This window comes from Clostridium tagluense (genome assembly GCF_003865095.1).
Taxonomy (GTDB): Bacteria; Bacillota; Clostridia; order Clostridiales; family Clostridiaceae; genus Clostridium_AD; species Clostridium_AD tagluense.
The window spans coordinates 154366-175452 of the sequence record NZ_BHYK01000003.1; the positions used below are offsets into that span (position 1 = coordinate 154366).

Consider the following 21087-nt stretch of genomic DNA (forward strand, 5'->3'; position numbering starts at 1 on the left):
TATCCCCTACCTTTCTAATCTTTCTTTGTCGTTTTCAAAGGGAGCAGAAACTGGATATCTACCCTTAAAACAACCTAAACAAAATTCAGTGTGACCTAAGGATTTTAGTAGTCCCTCTATGCTTAAATATCCTAAACTATCGGCACCTATATCTTGCCTTATTTCCTCAACAGAGACATTAGCTCCAATTAAATCTTTTCTATAGGGTGTATCTATTCCAAAATAACAAGGATATTTTACTACTGGTGAACAAACCCTAAAATGAACTTCTTTTGCTCCAGCTTTTTTTAATATTTCAACTAATCTTTTGCTAGTTGTTCCACGAACTATTGAATCATCTATGAGAATAACCCTTTTACCTTCTACATTTATTTTTAATGCATTTAGTTTTACGGACACCGCTCTTTCACGAATTTCTTGAGTTGGACTTATAAAGGTTCTACCCACATATCTGTTTTTTATAAGACCCATTCCAAAAGGTATTCCAGAAATCTTAGAATAGCCTATGGCGGCCGCCATACCTGAATCTGGAACCCCTATAACCATATCGGCGTCCACTGGTGATTCTTTAAATAACTGTTCTCCAGCCATAACTCTGGAAGTGTACACATTAATTCCATCAATGGTACTGTCTGGTCTTGCAAAATATATATATTCAAATGAGCAAGTTGCATTTTTAGTTTTTTCTGCAAAATTTATTGATGTAAGTCCATTTTCATCTATTATAACTATCTCACCAGGCTTTACATCTCTTAAAAAGTCTGCACCTACTGCATCTAGAGCGCAACTTTCCGATGCAATAACATAACTATTGCCTATTGTCCCTATACAAAGAGGTCGTATACCATTTTGATCTCTAACCCCTATTAACTTTTCCTTTGTAAGCATTACTATTGCATAGGAACCCTTAATAGCCTGTATGGCATCCACTACGGCTTTTTCAACACCTTTTTTGGCACCTCTAGCAATTAAGTTTAATATAACTTCTGAATCTATAGATGTTTGAAACAGGTGACCAGCATCCTCTAGTAGTTCTCTAATAACATCTGCATTTACTAAATTTCCATTATGAGCTATAGCTATGTCCCCTAGTTTAAACTTACTCAGTAGTGGCTGTGCATTTTTTAATTCACTGCCTCCAGTTGTGGAATATCTAACGTGTCCAATAGCAGCATGACCCTTCATAGCTTTAATTTGCTTTTCATTAAAAACATCACATACAAGACCCATAGCCTTTTCACAAACAAGGTTAACTCCATCAGAATATACTATTCCAGCACTTTCTTCTCCCCTATGCTGCAATGCATAAAGACCATAGTAAGTTAGAGATGCTACATCTAAGTCTTTATCCGGTGAAAAAATACCAAACACACCGCACTCTTCTTTAAACTTATCTTCATCATTAATCGTTACATTATCTAATTCTATAATTCCATTCAAAGAAATCCCTCCTTGTTATTGTTTTTCTAGCCTTTGGATATAGTCAGCTTTTTTTATGTTTCAGACATATATTTTATTTACCACTAATTCTATTTAATATTTCCACATAGGCCTCGGTAACATTACCTAAATCTCTTCTAAATCTATCTTTATCTAATTTTTCTCCTGTTTTAACATCCCAAAATCTGCAAGTATCTGGTGATATCTCATCTGCCAAAAGTATTTCTCCATTAAATCTTCCAAATTCTAATTTAAAATCTATTAAATTTATATCTTTTTCAAGGAAAATAGCCTTTAGGATATCATTTATCTCTGAAGCTAAATGGTATATCTCTAATAATTCTTCAAAAGTTGCAAGCCCCATAGCTACTGCATGGTAATCATTTATAAGTGGATCACCTAATTCATCATTTTTATAACTTAATTCAAATACTGTTGTTTTTAGTTTTGTGCCTTCTTCTATTCCATATCTTTTAGCCATGCTACCAGCTGCTACATTTCTTACAATTACTTCAAGAGGTATTATTTCAACCTTTTTACAAAGTTGCTCTCTATCACTTATTTTTTTGATAAAATGAGTTCTTATACCTTTTTTCTCTAACAATTGGAATAGGGCAGTAGTTATGCTATTGTTTAAAATTCCCTTGTTCTCAATTTGAGCCTTTTTAATTCCATTAAAAGCAGTTGCATCATCTTTATAATATACTCTAATCTCATCTTTATTATCTGTACTATAAATTATTTTAGCTTTTCCCTCATATAACAATACTGAATCTCCCATTAATAACCACTCCTTAATATTTTTATTTTAAAATTCAATGTTTTCTTCATTTTCTGCTATAAATTTTTCTTTCATTTCTTTTCTATATATTATTAATTTATTTTTAAGTTCTATGTCTTTAAGTGATAAAATTTGAACTGCCAGCATTCCAGCGTTATAACTATTGTTAATACCCACTGTAGCAACAGGAATAGCTTTTGGCATTTGCACAATTGAAAGTAGTGAGTCTATCCCCTCTATAGCAGCCTTAATTGGCACTCCAATCACCGGCAATACAGTATGTGAAGCAATTACTCCTGGAAGATGTGCAGCAAGACCTGCTCCTGCTATAATGCATTCTACTCCTCTATTTTCCATTTCTTTTATTACTTCTACTAATCTTTCTGGTACTCTGTGAGCTGATAAAATATGTACTTCGTACTCAACCTTAAATTCTTTAAGTACTATTACTGCATTTTTCATTACCTCTTTATCTGATTTGCTTCCAAAAACAATTCCTACACTCATCTTTTTACCTCCGATTGTACTAAAGTAATCCCTTCTTATAATTTCCAATAAAAAAAGGACTATACCATAAAAAAACTAATTTATATTTTTATATTAACATCTATTTTCGGCTTAGTCAATATATTAATGTTCATTTTAATAATATTGTTCGTATTTATATCTACATATGTGCAATTAAACACTTACATAATATTTATTGTTCGTGTTTTTAACGTTTTTTCTTGTTTTTTATATTCTAAATTACAAAAAATTCAAAAGCAGTAAGTATAAATTTGCTATACTTACTGCTTTTTCTTATAAATTTTAGGTTCTATTTAAAATAATTTACTCCTGCCTCAAATATTTTTTGTTCCTTTTCACCAATAATATTTTTTGCGATATTTGAGCCTACTCTTTCAGAGTGACCCATTTTACCAAAAATTCTTCCATCCAAACTAGTAATTCCTTCAATAGCTTGCATTGACCCATTTGGATTAAAGTCTATATCATAACTTGGGTTGCCTTCAAAATCTACGTATTGAGTTGCTACTTGGCCGCTCTCAAATAGTTTCTTAATAACCTGGCCGCTCCCTACAAACCTACCTTCTCCATGAGATACTGGAATGGTATGAATATCTCCAATTTTCAAATGACTTAGCCAAGGAGACATGTTTGAAACTACTTTAGTTTTCACCATACGAGACATATGTCTACCAATTTCATTGTAGGTTAAGGTTGGGCTATTTTCAGTTATCGACCTTATTTTCCCATAAGGTAATAGTCCAAGTTTTATTAAGGCTTGAAATCCGTTGCATATTCCAAGAATTAATCCATCTCTATTTTCTAATAACTCATGTATGCTTTCACTTATTATAGGATTTCTAAAAAATGTAGCCATAAATTTACCAGCTCCATCTGGTTCATCCCCAGCACTAAATCCTCCTGGAAGCATAACAATTTGGGAATTTCTTATCTTTTCTGCCATAACTTTTATAGATTCTTCAATATTCCTAGATGATAAATTGTTTACTACCATTATTTCTACCTGCGCACCAGCTCTCTCAAAAGCCTTCATAGAATCATATTCACAATTAGTGCCAGGAAACACGGGAATTATAACTCTAGGCTTTGCGATTTTAATTATAGCTTGCGATTTAGGTTTTGAATTTACTCCGATTTTGTCACTAAAACTATTTATTTTTGCATTATTTACTTTTGTAGTAAATACAGACTCTAGCGTACCTTCCCAACTGCACAATGCTTCCTCTAAACTAATAGTTTCTGAAAGCACTGTAATAACTGGCTCCTTTTGAGTATTTCCAAGTACTACAATATTTGCATTGTCTTTGATTAACTCCTGAAGTACGGAGTTATCAATTTCCATTACTATACTGCCATAATCCTCTTTGAATATCTGCTCTACCTGAATACCACGTTCAAATTTAAATCCTATTCTATTACCAAAACACATTTTTGATATTGCCTCTGCTAGGCCTCCAGTTCCTACTGCATAAGTTGATAAAACCTTACCATTATCTATTAATGTCTTTACTAATTTATAGTTTTGCCCAAGCTTTTCAAAATCAGGTAATCCATCCCCGCAAATATTTGCATAAATTAAAACTACCTGGCTATCCTGCTTTTTAAACTCTGGAGATATAACCTTGTCTGTATTTACAAGGTCCACTGCAAAAGATACCAAGGTTGGTGGTACATTCATATCATTAAAAGTACCTGACATGCTATCTTTTCCACCAATAGCCGCTATACCAAATTGTTTTTGCACATGATACGCTCCAAGCAGTGCTGAAAATGGTTTACCCCATTTTTGTGGATCCTTTGACAATTTTTCAAAATACTCTTGGAAGGTAAGTTTAACATTTGCATAATCTGCGCCATTTGCCACTACCTTTGTTACAGAATCTATTACCGCATAGGCAGCTCCGTGAAAAGGACTCCATTTAGATAATTTAGGATTATATCCATAGGACATTATTGTACCAGTATTTGTATTTCCAATAAGTACAGGCAATTTTGCTACCATAGCCTGAATTGGTGTTTTCTGAAACTTGCCACCAAAAGGCATTAAAATTGTTCCTGCTCCTATAGTGCTATCAAATCTCTCAACTAAACCCTTTTGGCTACAAACGTTAAGGTCTTGTAATGTATCATTCCATAATTTTTTTATTGATTTTCCGGAATTTCTTTTTATATCTTTCGAAAAATAATATTCACTTTCACTTGGTGCTGATACTTTTACGTCTGAACACTGCTTAACTCCATTTGTATCTAAAAAGCTTCTACTTACATCAACTATAGTTTTTCCCTTCCATACCATTTTAAGCCTGTTGTCATCAGTTATTTGCGCTACTTCCACAGCTTCCAAATTTTCCTCTTGCGAAAGTTTTATAAATAGCGCAGCATCCTGGCGTCTAACAACAACAGCCATACGTTCTTGTGATTCTGATATGGCAAGTTCTGTACCATCTAGACCATGGTATTTCTTTGGCACAGCATCTAAATCAATTATAAGTGCATCCGCCAGTTCCCCTATAGCTACAGACACTCCACCTGCACCGAAATCATTACACCTTTTTATAAGTTTTGTAACTTTAGGGTTTCTAAATAGTCTTTGAATTTTTCTCTCTGTAGGTGCATTTCCCTTTTGAACTTCTGCTCCCGAAGCTCGTAATGAATTATCACTATGCTGCTTAGATGAGCCTGTAGCTCCTCCACATCCATCTCGGCCTGTTTTTCCACCAAGAAGTATAACGCTGTCCCCAGCTATCGGCGTCTCACGAACCACGTTGGCACACGGCACCGCTCCAATAACTGCCCCTACTTCCATTCTCTTAGCCACAAAATCTTCATCGTAGACCTCAGAAACTAGTCCTGTGGCAAGTCCTATTTGATTTCCATAAGAACTATATCCATGAGCAGCTTCAAGGGTTATTTTTCTTTGTGGAAGTTTTCCTTTTATGGTATCTGAAATCAGGCTTCTTGGGTCACCGCAGCCTGTAACACGCATTGCCTGATATACATAACTCCTACCTGATAATGGATCTCTTATGGCTCCACCAAGACAAGTAGCTGCCCCTCCAAAAGGTTCTATTTCAGTAGGGTGGTTATGGGTTTCATTTTTAAACATTACAAGCCACTTTTCCTTAACTCCCTCAATGTCCGCTTCTACAATTATGCTGCAGGCATTGATTTCGTCTGAAACATCTAAGTCCTGTAACTTTCCTTTTTTCCTTAACTCTTTCATGCCAATAACTGCCATATCCATCAATGTAACATCTCTACCTTTGTCCCCATAAACAAACTCTCTAGCATCTAAATATTCCTCGTAAGCCTTTTTAATTGGCTCTGAATATTTACCCTCTTCTATATAAACATCCTCAATCACAGTATTAAAGGTAGTATGCCTACAGTGATCTGACCAATAGGTATCTATAACTTTTATCTCCGTTATGGTTGGGTCTCTCTTTTCAGTTTCCCTAAAGTATTCTCTGCAGTATTTTAAATCTTCAAAGCTCATAGCAAGACCCTTATCATTTAAAAATTCTCTTAAATCCACCTCATTCATATCAATAAAGGATTCTACTGTAGCTACTTCCTCTGGTTCATCAAAAATTTGCTGTAAATCATTTTGCTTTTCTAAACCTGTTTCTCTAGAGTCTACAGCATTTATACAATATTCTTTAATCTCATCTATTTCACTTTTAGTAATATTACCCTTTAATATTATAACTTTTGCTGTTTTAACTATAGGTTTATCCTTTTGAGTTAAAATTTGTATACACTCCGCAGCCGAATCTGCTCTTTGATCATATTGTCCTGGCAAATATTCAATAGCAAATACGCTTTCTCCGCCTTCAATGTTTAGCTCTTCATCATAAACCTCATCTACTGTAGGTTCTGAAAATATTGTATTTCTTGACTTTTGATACTGATTTTCTGATATTCCCATAATATCATATCTATTAATTAATCTAAGTCCTGTAAGGTTTGCTATACCTAGATTTATTACTATATCCCTTGATAATCTTTCACCTTCAACATTATAGTTCGTTTTTTTCTCTACATATAACCTATATATCTTATTTTCCATGATTAATACCTCCAAAATGTAAATTTATACGAATATTAAACATTAAATATCTTTTATAATTCGTTATAGTTATAGTATAGTATATTTTCTCTAATTATAAAAGCTTATTTTACTATAATTCCATACTTTTCTGATTTTAATGCCTTTTATAATATATAATATAATTCAAAAACAGGATGGCACAAATACGCCATCCTGTTTTATTCTAAAAAATATATTACTAAATTTAGTTTTTCTTTTCAAAATCATCTTCGTAATTTTTCAATGTCTTTTTAACTAACGCGGAAAGTCCTAACAATGCAATTAGATTTGGGATAACCATTAATCCATTGAAAGTATCTGCTAGTTCCCAAACTAGGTCAACTTTTAATGCTGCACCTAATACTATAAATACAAGAACTAAACATCTATATAATGTTAATGCTTTTTTTCCAAATAAGTATTTAACATTGGCTTCTCCAAAGAAATACCAAGCTACTATTGTAGAAAAAGCAAAGAAGAATAATGCTATAGCTACAAATGGACCACCAAAATTTCCCATTCCATTAACAAAAGCTTTTTGAGTTAAAGCTATACCAGTAGTTGTTCCATCCATTGCCCCAGTAGTTAATATAACCATTGCAGTTAATGTTAAAATTATAAAGGTATCAATAAATACACATACTATTGCAACAAGGCCCTGTTGAGCTGGATGAGCAACCTTTGCAAGTGCATGTGCATGTGGTGTTGATCCCATTCCCGCTTCATTAGAGAATAATCCTCTTGCAATACCGTATCTCATAGCTTCTTTTACCCCAACTCCAATTAAACCACCAGTAGCAGCTTGAGGGTTAAAAGCTCCTACAAAAATCATTTTAAATGCTGGTCCTAAATTAGCAATATTCATTATAATTATTATTACGCTTCCCAATATATAAAACAAAGCCATAAATGGAACTACTTTTTCAGTAAAGGCTGCAATACGACCTACTCCCCCAATAAAAATCATACCAGCTAAGGCTGCAACTATAATACCAATAATAATTCGAATATTAGTATTTGAGCTTATTGCTGCACTTATTGAATTAGATTGTACCATATTGCCTATAAATCCCAAGGCAATTATTATAGTTACTGAAAAAAATGCCGCTAACTTTTTGCTTCCAAGACCTTTACTAATATAATAAGCAGGTCCTCCTGTCATCTCGCCGTCAACTTTTTCTTTATATTTTTGAGCAAGCACCGCTTCTGCAAAAATAGTTGCCATTCCAAAGAAAGCACTTAGCCACATCCAAAATATTGCCCCTGGTCCTCCTGATACTATAGCCGTTGCAGCTCCTGCTAAATTTCCTGTTCCTACTTGAGCCGCTATTGAAGTTGTCATGGCTTGAAAGGATGACATTCCGTCCTCTCCTGCTTTATGACCAAATTTAATTCCACCAAAAGTCTGTTTAAATGCATCTTTAAATCTTCTAACTTGGACAAATTTTAGAGTTACTGTAAAATAAATTCCAGTACCACATAATAAAAATATTAATACATACCCCCACAAAACACCATTAATGTCTTTAATAATTGATAACAAGTCCATAATTACACGTCCCTTCTAATTGTTTAATTTTTGCATAAAAAAAATTATACCAATTAATATACTGTGAGACTATTATACTTTTAAAGCACACTAAAATAGAGATCAAAATAAAATGATCTTTTAAAAATAACCCTGTCCTTTTACCTGAGAGCTTCACTATTCCAGCACTCAATCACATAGAATATGCAATTAAATACGGTTTAGCTTTCTCCTTCGGTGCTATAAAAGTCTCTCCAGAGGTTTGTCCAATATTAGTACTTTTCCAAATGGATACCTGAAAGCTTAACTTCTTCGGTGGATGTTATGGATTAAGCTTTAATTGTTGAATTTCTTTTAAACTTAATTTCTTATACATCTCTCTCCTAATATCTTCATCCAAAATTATTAATTTGTAATCATTTACACTACTATACCATATTCTCATCTTTATTTCATTTATTTTACAAAATAATTTAAATTTCTCTTTTTTTTAATTTATAACAATATATATACAACTGTATATACATTGTTCTACATATTTAAACTTAATATATTTTAAAATTACACTTTTCTATACAATAAAAAAAACACCCACTATAAAGTGAATGTTTTCTATTGGTACGATTAAGCCTATAAGCCGAGTTCTGTATTAGACAATCATCTATCTAGGCCTATTGTTACCAATAAGCTCAAGCGATACACCCGAGAACGAGACGGGCAGTCTCATGATGTTCTCCTATTCGATCTTGCTCCAGGTGGGGTTTACATAGCCGCAAAGTCACCATTGCGCTGGTGAGCTCTTACCTCGCCTTTCCATCCTTGCTAGTATATTCAGATATTTAGCAAGCTAAACTACTAGAATACCTTTAGCGGTATATCTCTGTTGCACTTTCCTTAAAGTCGCCTTCACTGGGAGTTACCCAGCACCCTTGCCCTATGGAGCTCGGACTTTCCTCTCCGCAATACTGCGCAGCGATTGTCTGGCTTACTCGCAAAATAATGATACCATAATACTGGCTTAAATGCAAATGGTATTTTATACTACATAGTTTTATATGGATCCTGGGATATTTGAGAAACTATAACCTCATTATCATACCCATCTTGTATTAATTGTTTTTTAAGTTTTTCTCCAAATATTTGTAGAGGTATCCACTCTGTTGCAAAATGCCCAGCATCAATTAAAGCTATATGTTCTTCTTTTAAATCGCAAGCACCGTGATACTTGGTATCCCCTGTAATAATGCAATCTGCACCTAATTTTATACTATCATAAAAAAAGTCTTCTCCACTGCCATTTATAATAGCAATAGTTTTAATTAAATCATTATGATTGCCTACATATCTTATAGCTTCTGCTTTAAATGTTTTCTTTACATTCTCACATAATTTTCCCAGCATAATAGGCTGATCTAAGCAAACTAATCTACCAATTCCAGAATGACCTTCAGAGCAATTATAATTTTTTGATGGCTGAATAATCTTGTATTTATTAAACCCTAAAATCTCAGTGGCAATATCATTTAACCCACAGCATGCAGAATCTAAATTTGTATGACTAGCATACACATTTATCCCATTACTGATTAGCTCAATAATTTTTCTACCTACCAAAGTATCCCTGGTAATAGTTTTAGGTTTAACAAAAAGAAGAGGATGATGGGTCAATATAAAATTGCATCCACTATCCACAGCTTCTGAAATTACATCTATTGTACAATCTAATGCAATTAAAATTTTCGTAACCGTTGCATCACTATCCCCAACCATGAGTCCTACATTATCATAATCCTCTTTTAGTGTAGCTGGGGCATACTTTTCCATAATCTCTTCAATAGTTCTTACTTTTAAAAGCATTTTAAAAACCCCTTAAGTCTTTTTATAACGTGGTAAAGCTCTGTCTTCCTATTTTTAGATAAAATTGTGTCATCATTTAAACTATCATATACTTTTGAATATTTTTGCATCTTATACTCTATAAAACTCTGCATTACTGGATCTTTTTTATCTAATAATATTTTACTTATCTCATAATAAATACTATCCAAAATTATAGGTTTAGTATCATATTTCACCTTAATAATTTCATAAAACTTACCATCATCATTGCAAATTTCTTCATCAAGGATATTATATCCTGTTATATACAAATACTCTCTCAAAACCTCAGCATTCTGAACCGGCTGAAGTATCATATATTTAAATTGTTTAACCAGATCTAAGTCAGCTTCTAATATATCTCTTATTAAATTACCACCCATTCCTGCAATAATAGCTATCTGGGCCTCGCCATTATTAACTGTAGATAATCCACTTCCTAGTCTACAACTAATTTGCGCGGATGCATTATTAAGAGTAACATTATTTCTGGCTTTCTCAACAGGACCTTTATTTATATCAGAGGCAATGGCACTTTTTATTACACCATTCTTTACTAAATAGATAGGCACATACCCATGGTCCGTTCCTACATCAATAACACTATCACATTTTTCTATCATATTTACAATTGCTTTTAATCTTATGCTAAGATCCATATTTTTCATCCTTATCTAAAGTTAATTAATATTTTAAACTGTATAATTAAAAATATCATTGATACAATCAGTGACATATAAATAAATTTATATGCTGATTTTCTATCATATTTCGCACTAAAATAGCTTGCATAATACATACAAAATAGTAATGCCATATTTAATACCCCGTAAATCATCTGGGTAAATGCAAATTGTTTACCTGTTCCCATTTTTATTGGGTTGAAGTTTGCATCAAAGTTTAAAGGCATAGTATTAGGTATCATATGCTTTAAATATAATATAAATGGATTTAGGGTTAAAATTAAGGTTAGTACACTTACTACCATTAAAGGTAAAATGAAATGCTTGTCTTTATGAAGATTATAACTATTATTCACCTTATATTTCCATTCTACTCTACTTACATTGTGATCTGCTAGTGCTTTTTCAAATTTTTCATAATCTACAGGAGATATTGCATAATTCATATGCTCCGTTTTCAAATAAAAAATTTTTTTATTATTTGTAACAAACATTCTAGATATACCAATTTGATCAATTACAAATCTACCCATAGCAAAGTTACTTATGGCTATACCATTAAGCTTAATCCCTTTAATTATACCACTTGACACAGTATATCCTTCAATTTGATTTAATGGTAAAATTATTTTTTTTAATGACCCAATAGCATATATGCCAATATTTTGGTCATCAATAGTGCATTTAAGTGATGAGTAAAGTAGCATGTAGTATACTTGATATATATTACATGACACTAATATAAGCTTTAACAGACTAGCTACAATATATGAATCTGTAAATTTTAATAATATTAAGATTAATATATTATATAATGCAGTGATAAGCAACATAAGCCAGAGCCCGCGTCCTCCTTTAGATATATAACTATCCATTAAATCACCTTCTTAAACTATATTATAGCATATTCAAATCCACCTTGTAAATGTTTTTCCATAATTTTACACCGAGAAAAAAACACCCTAAATAAGGTGTTTAATCTAAATAATCTTTTAGTTTTTTGCTTCTACTTGGGTGTCTTAATTTACGTAGTGCTTTAGCTTCAATTTGCCTTATTCTCTCGCGAGTTACATTGAATTCTTTACCAACTTCCTCAAGAGTCCTTGCGCGTCCATCATCTAGTCCAAATCTTAATCTTAAAACTTTTTCTTCTCTAGGAGTCAATGTATCTAAAACGTTGATTAATTGTTCTTTAAGCATTGTAAATGCAGCAGCTTCTGCTGGTGCTAGTGCATCATCATCAGGAATAAAATCACCTAAATGACTATCTTCTTCTTCACCTATAGGCGTCTCAAGAGATACTGGTTCTTGTGCAATTTTCATTATTTCTCTAACTTTTGCCACGGGCATTTCCATTTTTTCAGCAACTTCATCCGGTTGAGGTTCACGTCCAAGTTCTTGAAGTAGTTGCCTTGAAACTCTAATAAGCTTATTTATAGTTTCAACCATATGCACAGGTATCCTTATTGTTCTTGCTTGATCTGCTATTGCACGAGTTATTGCCTGCCTAATCCACCAAGTAGCATAAGTACTAAATTTAAAGCCTTTTCTGTAGTCATATTTTTCTACAGCTTTTATTAGTCCTAAATTACCTTCTTGAATAAGATCTAGGAATAACATTCCACGTCCAACATACCTTTTAGCTATACTAACAACTAATCTTAAATTAGCTTCTGCTAGTCTTTTTTTAGCAACCAGGTCTCCTTCTTCATTTCTCTTAGCAAGTTCAATTTCTTCAGCTGATGATAATAATGAAACTTTTCCAATTTCTTTTAAATACATCCTAACAGGGTCATCTATAGATATACCTTCTGGTATACTAACATCAAGCTCTTCAACTTCCGGTTCAACCTCGGCTTGAGCGCCAGTAGCAGGTGCAGCAGCTTCATTCATATCCCCAACAACATCTATTTCCATTGATTCTAAAACTTCATAAACCTTTTCTATTTGCTCTGGGCTTAAATCTACTTCATAAAGTTCATCCATTACTTCTTTATAAGTTAAAGATCCTTTTTTTCTACCTTTTTCAATAAGTTTGTTGACTAAAGTCATTTTTGAGCTTTTATCCTTCATCATATTACCTCCTTCCTAAATATTATAATTGTTTTATATCTTTTTGAACGTCTATAAGTTTTTGGGCAAGTTTTATAGATTCTTCTAGTAGGCCTTTTGATTCATATTTTTTGATTTTATCCATAATTTCTTTTTTCGACTCCTCTAACTTGAATTTTTTCAATTGTTTTATGCAATCATTTATAAGTCTTTTATGATGCTCTTCATCGTCATCAAACTCAATTTCCATAGTATTTATCCATTCTTTTGTACATTCTATATCATTACATCTAAATTCGATGTTTTTAATTTTTTCATCTATTGTTAAATTTTTATATTCAACAATTAATTTATATATGGTTTTATGACTTTCAAGTACTAATTGATCTATGGACATGATTTCTGTAATATAATCACAATTTTCAACTTTTATAAACATAAATTTCAATAAATTTCTTTCAGCCTTAATATAAGCTGGTTCTAAATATAATTTTTGTCCAAAATCCTGTTGTATATTCATTTTCTGCGTTTTTTTTGAATTTTTGTTGATTTCGTCTCTTAATAAGTCATATATTGCTTGTTCCTTGATGCCTGTTCCTTCAGAAACCTTTTTTATATGAACATCTTTTTCAACAGGGTCTAAATCTACAATAATTTCAGTAACCTTTTTTACATACTGTATTAGCATTTCACTATTCGAAAAATTTATTCCCTCACTAGCTCTTTTAATCCTATAATCTATTATAGGAAGAGCATCATCTACTAATTTCTGAAAAGCCTGCTGTCCATTATTTTTTATATATTCATCTGGATCCTTACCCTTTGGTACTATTAGCACTCTCAAATCAAAGCCTTCATTTCTTAGTATTTCTAGTCCTTTCAAAGTTGCTGCTTGACCTGCAAAATCAGCATCATATGAAATAATGACTTTGTCTACATATTTTTTCAATAATTTTGCTTGATTGATAGTAAGTGCGGTACCAAGGGATGCAACAACATTTGAAAACCCATATTGATGAAGTGAAATACAATCCATATACCCCTCTACAATTATTATTGTTCGAGATTTATTATTTTTGATTACAAAATTCAATCCATAAAGATGATAACCTTTATGAAATAATGTGGTCTCAGGTGAATTTAAATACTTAGGTTTTGAATCGTCTAAAACCCTTCCACCAAATCCAATGACCTTCCCTTTATAATCAAACACAGGAAACATAATCCTATTTCTAAATCTATCATAATATGAACCTTTAGGACTTTTAATAATTAATCCTATATTAAGTAAATCCAGCTCAGAATAACCTTTCTTTTTTAGGTATAATAACAAGCCATCCCATCTATCAAAGGAAAAACCTAAACCAAATTTTTTCATAGTAGTTTCAGTGATTCCTCGGTTTACGAAATATGCTTGTGCTTTTTTATCCTTTCTTAAATTGTCATAAAAATACCTAGCCGCTTCTACATTAATATTGTACATTTTGTTATACATGTTTTTTTGTACATTATTTTCGTCACTTTCTAGTTCTATACTAATATTTGCCCTTTCAGCCAGAACCTTTGCAGCTTCAGGAAAAGTTACATTCCTGTCCTTCATAATATAACTAATTACATTCCCAGCTTCGCCACATCCAAAACATTTATAAATTTGCTTGTCTTGAGACACAGTGAAAGAAGGACTCTTTTCATTATGAAAAGGACAAAGGCCAATGTAATTTCTTCCAGTTCTTTTAAGTTTAACACTTTCAGATATTACATCCACAATATCATTTTGTTCCTTTATTTTTCGGATGACATCTTCAGCAATCAATAGATTATTACCACCTTACTTATATAAATTCACAACGTATTTTTATTCGACAAAAAAGTGTATTATCCTTCTTTAAATCCACTTTTTTTAATAATAATTATTCTTGTATATTATATATTCTTTATAAATTACAAATTTCCTTCATTATTTTTATATTTTTATTTTTTTCTTTTTAAATTCAAAGTTAGTTCATTTCTCTGAAAAGAGTTATTAGTTATTTTTATATTTTAATAAATGACAACTTTAGGAAGATAAATATCGTTAAAAAGCATTAAACAATAATCATCACTCATACCAGAAATATAATCTGCTACTCCTATATCCAATCCTTCTTCTTGAACTATGCACTTATAAAAATTTGGCATTGCCCCTGGGTTGTTATAGTAATATGCAAAAACCTGTTTTACAACAAATTGAGCTTTTTGCCTTTCTTCCTTTAGTATTTCCCCTTTGTATATATTTTGAAACATAAAATTTCTTAACCCACCCAATGCACCTGAAACAACTTCACTAAGTGACACCTCTATCTTATCCACATTTATGTTATTTAATGTATTATAAATACAATCTTTAACTAAGGTATCTATTCGCTTGCCATGATTTGTGCCTAAAACTTCCATTGCATACCTTGGTAACATTGATTCTTTTAGTAATCCTGCTCTTATGGAATCATCTATGTCATGATTAACATATGCAATTTTGTCGCTATACCTAACTACCTGACCTTCTAGTGTTTCTGCCTTTCTAATTTTGGAAGATAGTCCACTATGATTTAAAATTCCATCTAATACTTCTGTACTCAAATTAAGTCCAGCACCTAATTTTTCAATTTTTGTTAGCACTCTAATGCTATTTTCACTATGCCTAAATCCTCCTGGCAAAATATCATTAAGTACCTCTTCACCATTATGAGCAAAGGGTACATGCCCTATATCATGACCTAGTGCTATAGCTTCTATTAAATCTTCATTTAAACCTATACCTTTACCTATAGTTTTAGCTATTTGCGCAACTTCTAGGGTATGTGTAAGTCTTGTCCTATAATGATCACTGCTAGCCTTTATATATACTTGAGTTTTGTGCTGCAACCTTCTAAATGCTTTACTATGTATTATCCTATCTCGATCTACCATATAACAAGTTCTTACATCATCTAGATCTTCTAATATTTTTCGTCCCTTTGAGTTTATGGATAATGCCCCGCAGGAAATAATGGTATTACCTTCATTAGTTTCTATTTTTTTGCGAATGTTCATAACTTCCCCCCTAAAATTAAATTATCACCTGGGATGCTACAATTATTTATGTTATTTTTTTAGATACCTTACTTAGTATTCTACAAATTAAATTAATTACCCTTTTTTAATATTAAACGTATATTATTAAAATTTTATTAATATTCTAATAATGTAATAATTTTTTAGGAGTGTTAAGATGCCTTCCACGGCTAAAAACATAAATAACATAGATTTATTATCTGAAGAAAATGTAAAAAAACACATCCTACCTCAATACAACTTAACTAATGCTGATATATCACAAATTAAATTTAAAGATACTGATAAACAAAGAGCTGTATATAAAGTACAATACTTAGAAGAATGCTATTGTTTAAAAAAAGTTTATTACTCTGTAAAAGATCTATTATTTGTGTATTCCGCTATAGAATGGTTATATAGAAATAATATCAATGTGCCTCGAATACTTAAAACAAAGAGCAATAGCAGATTTATAAACTATAATGGTATGCTATTCATACTTACACCTTGGGTTGATGGCATTAAATGTGACTACGATAATATAGATCATGTCCTCGCCTGTAGTACCAATCTAGCAAATATGCATAAAGCCAGTGTAAACTTTACACCTATATGCGGCAGTAACATAAAGGAGGGCTATAGTACCTTGGGCACTTCCATATATAAGCACTATGAAAGCCTTCTTAATTTCTCCAATTTAGCTTATAAATATGATGATACTTTTTCTAGACTATACCTCCAGCATTTTGACTCAAGTATCAAGCTAGCTGAGTGTTCTACAAACATTGCTTATGATATGAACCAGGATAATCTTACAAAATCATTATGTCATCTTGATTATGTTAATAAAAATATTATTTTTGATTGTAATAATGAAATATGGGTAATTGATTTTGATAAATGTAGAAATGACTATTGTGCCCATGATATTTCCTATTGTTTAAGGCGACTTTTAAAAAGAGATAGCACAAAATGGGATTTAGAACTAGCAATAAGCTTTTTAGAATTATATGATAAAATTCTACCTTTAAGCTTGGATGATTATAAATATATTCTTGTTTATCTGGCCTTCCCCCAAAGGTATTGGAAAATATCAAGAGATTATTATGGAAATATTAATAAATGTAATAAAAAAGCCTTCTCAAATCTACTAAATAATTCAACTAACAAAAATGAATATCAATTAGATTTTGTTTTCGGCTTTAAATCTTATATTGAAAATAAATTCAAAACAATTTTATAATGTAGTCATAAGTAAAAAGCCACTGCAAAGCAGCGGCTTTTTTAGGATTAATCTATTAGGTACATCTTTGTAAAAATACTATTTTTTTCTTGGATTATTTACTTCTGCTTGAGCAGCTGCAAGTCTTGCAACTGGAACTCTGAATGGTGAACATGATACATAATCAAGTCCTACATTGTGACAGAATTCAACAGAAGATGGATCTCCACCGTGTTCTCCGCATATTCCAAGTTTTATATTAGGTCTAGTTTTTCGTCCAAGTTCAACAGCCATTTTAATAAGTTTGCCCACACCTACTTGATCTAATTTTTGGAATGGATCAAATTCATAAACTTTCTTTTCATAATAGTCTTTTAAGAAAGTTGCTGCATCATCTCTTGAGAATCCAAAAGTCATTTGTGTTAAATCATTTGTTCCAAATGAGAAGAATTCAGCTTCTTTTGCTACTTCATCAGCGGTAAGAGCAGCTCTTGGTATTTCAATCATTGTACCAACCATATACTTTAAATCGCTACCTTTTTCAGCTATGATTTGATCAGCTATTCTTACTACTATATCTTTAACATATTTTAATTCTTTAACTTCTCCAATTAGAGGAATCATTATTTCTGGAACAATATTGTATCCTTTTCTAGTCTTAACATCTATAGCAGCTTCAATAACCGCTCTAGTTTGCATTTCAGCTATTTCTGGATATGATACTGCAAGTCTGCATCCTCTATGTCCCATCATTGGATTGAACTCATGTAATGATTCAACAGTAGCTTTTAGCTCCTCAAAAGTTATTCCCATATCTATTGCGAGTTCCTTTATATCTTGATCATCATGTGGTAAGAATTCATGTAGTGGTGGATCTAAGAATCTAATTGTAGCTGGTCTTTGCGCAAGTTCTTCATAGATTCCTATAAAGTCCTCTCTTTGCATTGGTAATAATTTTTCAAGTGCCACTCTTCTTTTTGCTTCGTCTTTAGCAACAATCATTTCTCTTATGCCCATTATTCTATCAGCATCAAAGAACATATGCTCTGTTCTGCATAATCCAATACCTTCAGCTCCATATTTAACTGCTTGCGCTGTATCTTTTGGAGTATCTGCATTAGTTCTAACTTTTAAGCTTCTTATCTCATCAGCCCAGCCCATAAATGTTTCAAAGTAACCGCTTATTTCAGGCTCAACTGTTTTAATTAATCCAGCATACACATTTCCTGTACTTCCATCCATTGAAATAAAGTCGCCTTCATTATATGTTATTTCACCAATTTTAAAGTTTTTCTCTTTTTCGTTAACTTTTATATCTCCGCACCCAGCAACACAACAAGTTCCCATTCCTCTTGCAACAACCGCAGCATGAGAAGTCATTCCACCTCTTACTGTTAATATACCTTCAGAGGCAATCATGCCTTCAATATCTTCTGGTGAAGTTTCAAGCCTAACAAGTACAACTTTTTCTCCAGCTTCATGCCTTGCTTTTGCATCTTCTGCAGTAAAGCAAACTTTTCCACATGCAGCTCCAGGAGATGCTGGAAGACCTTTAGCTATTACTTTAGAGTTCTTTAATTCTTCTATATCAAAGTTAGGATGAAGTAATGTATCTAGTTGTTTTGGGTCAACCTTCATCATAGCTTGCTCTTTTGTTAACATTCCATCTTCAACTAGTTCCACAGCAATTTTGAGTGCTGCTTGCGCTGTTCTTTTGCCGTTTCTTGTTTGAAGGAAGTATAATTTTCCATCTTCAATTGTAAACTCCATATCTTGCATATCTTTGTAGTGAGTTTCAAGAGTGTTCACAATTGCCATAAATTCGCTATATACTTTTGGCATATCTTTATGAAGTTGTGATATATCTTGTGGTGTTCTTATTCCTGCAACAACGTCTTCACCTTGTGCATTCATTAAGTACTCAGCATATATTCCCTTTTCTCCAGTAGATGGGTTTCTTGAGAATGCAACACCCGTTCCTGATGTATCTCCCTTGTTACCAAATACCATTTCTTGAACGCTTACTGCTGTTCCCCAACTTCCAGGAATGTCATTTAATCTTCTATATACATTAGCACGAGGATTATCCCATGATCTAAATACTGCAGTAATAGACTCTATTAATTGACTTGTTGGGTCACTTGGGAATTCCGCGCCTTTATCTTCTTTATAAAATTCTTTAAATTGCACAACTAATTTTTTTAAATCATTAGCATCAAGTTCAGTATCGAATTTTACGCCTTTTGCTTCTTTCATATTATCCATAATGTTTTCAAAGTTTCTTTTTTCAACCCCCATAACAACGTCAGCAAACATTTGGATAAATCTTCTATATGAATCATAAGCAAATCTTGGGTTATTAGTTAACTTTGCCATAACTTCTACTGTTTCATCATTTAATCCAAGGTTTAAAATTGTATCCATCATACCAGGCATTGATGCTCTTGCTCCAGATCTAACTGATACAAGTAATGGATTTTCCAAACTTCCAAACTTCTTTCCTGTAATTTTTTCAAGATCAGCCATTTTAGAATGTATTTCACTAACAATTTCAGATGCGATTAATTGGCCATCTTCATAATATTTATTACAAGCTTCAGTAGTTACTGTGAATCCCTGTGGTACTGGAATCCCAAGAGTAGTCATCTCTGCAAGGTTTGCACCTTTTCCCCCTAAAAGATTTTTCATTGAAGCATTACCTTCACTAAAAAGATAAACATATTTTTTATTTTCCATTCCAAACAACCCCTTCGATTATAAATTATATATGATAATGGGTATAAGGTGTCCAACGTAGAACAAACAGTACCCAATTTCACTCACTTTAGTTAGCGCTCACTTTAGTTAGCACTCACTTTAATCATTTAGCCATTTTCGCCCATTTTTACAAATAATCTTGTAATATTGGTTTTGGATATTTTACCAATAATTTGAAATATTTCTTTCCCACTTTCAAATTTTCTTTCTACCACAGGTAGACTGTCTACTTCGTGTTCTATAATCTTTTGTGCGGCTAAATAAATACTATCTTCTTTTTCAACAAGCACTATATTTGGCATTCTAGTCATTATAATTCCTACAGGTACTTTATGAATATCTGTACCACCCATAGCCATTTTAAGAAAGTCTTTTCTTGATACTGCTCCTACTAAATTGCCATTATTATGTATAAATAAAGTACCGACATCATTCAAAAACAAATGCAGTATTGCATCATAAACCATTGTTTCTTCTGTTGTCATTATAGGTTTTGACATTATATCTTTAACTTTAATATTTCTTATATAATCATAAACTAAACTATAAGAGGGTTTTTTTGAATAAATATACCCTACCTTAGGCCTTGCATCTAAAATGCCTGTCATTGTCAGTATTGCCAAATCTGGCCTTAGCGCAGCCCTAGTTACTCCTAGCTTATTTGCTAAACGTTCACTGGTAATAGGTGGATTTTCTTTAACTAATATTATAATCTCTTCTTGTCTTGGTGTTAGTTTAATTTTTCCCACCCTCTTTCCATTTTAATTTACTAAACATGATATATAATCTCTATGCAATCGTTTATATTTCCAATATTAGAAATACAAACGATTGCATAAAGCACTATTATGCTAGAATTTTACATACCATTTTTAACATTGTACCACATTTTAATATATAATGTAGGGTTTTTTAATGATTTTTTGTTTAAAACCATAAAATATTCCTATATTATTAATTTCCTATTAATAGTGTTTAGATAAAGTTATACAAATAGTTAATTTCCCCTTCCATAAAGCCAGCAATTTACAATTGGTGGCTTTATGGAAGGGGAAA

Annotated in this window: 14 protein-coding genes, 1 other RNA gene and 1 riboswitch; of the genes, 1 reads left to right on the forward strand and 14 read right to left on the reverse strand. The window is 32.1% G+C overall.

Annotation, left to right across the window (positions count from 1 at the left end; all coding sequences use genetic code 11):
• Positions 1-6: 6 nt before the first annotated feature.
• The 12 genes from purF to Ctaglu_RS03575 form a co-directional block, all read right to left on the reverse strand.
• Positions 7-1440, reverse strand: coding sequence for an amidophosphoribosyltransferase (gene purF / locus Ctaglu_RS03520; RefSeq protein ID WP_226171679.1), 1434 nt, complete (start codon positions 1438-1440; stop codon positions 7-9).
• A gap of 73 nt (positions 1441-1513) precedes the next feature.
• Entirely contained in the window at positions 1514-2221 is a 708-nt protein-coding gene (purC, locus tag Ctaglu_RS03525) for a phosphoribosylaminoimidazolesuccinocarboxamide synthase (protein WP_124998135.1), read from the reverse strand.
• 27 nt (positions 2222-2248) lie between these two features.
• Positions 2249-2728: a 5-(carboxyamino)imidazole ribonucleotide mutase gene (gene purE, locus Ctaglu_RS03530; RefSeq protein WP_124998137.1), complete on the reverse strand. Its 480-nt coding sequence runs from the start codon at positions 2726-2728 to the stop codon at positions 2249-2251.
• Between the two features lie 310 nt (positions 2729-3038).
• Entirely contained in the window at positions 3039-6818 is a 3780-nt protein-coding gene (locus Ctaglu_RS03535; RefSeq protein ID WP_124998139.1) for a phosphoribosylformylglycinamidine synthase, read from the reverse strand.
• Positions 6819-7044: 226 nt separating this feature from the next.
• Positions 7045-8388: an alanine/glycine:cation symporter family protein gene (locus tag Ctaglu_RS03540; RefSeq protein WP_124998141.1), complete on the reverse strand. Its 1344-nt coding sequence runs from the start codon at positions 8386-8388 to the stop codon at positions 7045-7047.
• Positions 8389-8510: 122 nt separating this feature from the next.
• Positions 8511-8635, reverse strand: a riboswitch (glycine riboswitch).
• A gap of 349 nt (positions 8636-8984) precedes the next feature.
• Positions 8985-9359, reverse strand: an RNA gene (gene rnpB / locus Ctaglu_RS03545) — RNase P RNA component class A.
• A gap of 49 nt (positions 9360-9408) precedes the next feature.
• The gene (locus Ctaglu_RS03550; RefSeq protein ID WP_124998143.1) at positions 9409-10224 is read right to left on the reverse strand and encodes a Nif3-like dinuclear metal center hexameric protein; all 816 of its coding nucleotides are present in this window, start codon (positions 10222-10224) and stop codon (positions 9409-9411) included.
• Complete coding sequence (locus Ctaglu_RS03555; protein WP_124998145.1) at positions 10215-10904, reverse strand: tRNA (adenine(22)-N(1))-methyltransferase; 690 nt, start codon at positions 10902-10904, stop codon at positions 10215-10217. The genes Ctaglu_RS03550 and Ctaglu_RS03555 overlap by 10 nt, the downstream gene beginning before the upstream one ends.
• A gap of 11 nt (positions 10905-10915) precedes the next feature.
• Entirely contained in the window at positions 10916-11803 is an 888-nt protein-coding gene (locus tag Ctaglu_RS03560) for a PH domain-containing protein (RefSeq protein ID WP_124998147.1), read from the reverse strand.
• Positions 11804-11903: 100 nt separating this feature from the next.
• Positions 11904-13001 (reverse strand): RNA polymerase sigma factor RpoD, encoded by a 1098-nt coding sequence (gene rpoD / locus Ctaglu_RS03565; RefSeq protein ID WP_185732586.1) that lies wholly within the window; start codon positions 12999-13001, stop codon positions 11904-11906.
• Between the two features lie 22 nt (positions 13002-13023).
• The gene (gene dnaG / locus Ctaglu_RS03570) at positions 13024-14793 is read right to left on the reverse strand and encodes a DNA primase (protein ID WP_124998151.1); all 1770 of its coding nucleotides are present in this window, start codon (positions 14791-14793) and stop codon (positions 13024-13026) included.
• 227 nt (positions 14794-15020) lie between these two features.
• Entirely contained in the window at positions 15021-16049 is a 1029-nt protein-coding gene (locus Ctaglu_RS03575) for a deoxyguanosinetriphosphate triphosphohydrolase (protein ID WP_124998153.1), read from the reverse strand.
• Positions 16050-16227: 178 nt separating this feature from the next.
• Between Ctaglu_RS03575 and Ctaglu_RS03580 the strand changes: the two genes are divergently transcribed.
• Positions 16228-17295, forward strand: a complete 1068-nt coding sequence (locus Ctaglu_RS03580) for a CotS family spore coat protein (protein WP_124998155.1) — start codon at positions 16228-16230, stop codon at positions 17293-17295.
• Between the two features lie 78 nt (positions 17296-17373).
• Here the strand turns inward: Ctaglu_RS03580 and ppdK are convergent, their stop codons facing one another.
• Positions 17374-20010, reverse strand: coding sequence for a pyruvate, phosphate dikinase (gene ppdK / locus Ctaglu_RS03585; RefSeq protein ID WP_124998157.1), 2637 nt, complete (start codon positions 20008-20010; stop codon positions 17374-17376).
• 128 nt (positions 20011-20138) lie between these two features.
• Positions 20139-20771 (reverse strand): transcriptional regulator CcpN, encoded by a 633-nt coding sequence (ccpN, locus tag Ctaglu_RS03590; RefSeq protein ID WP_373861656.1) that lies wholly within the window; start codon positions 20769-20771, stop codon positions 20139-20141.
• Positions 20772-21087: the final 316 nt, after the last annotated feature.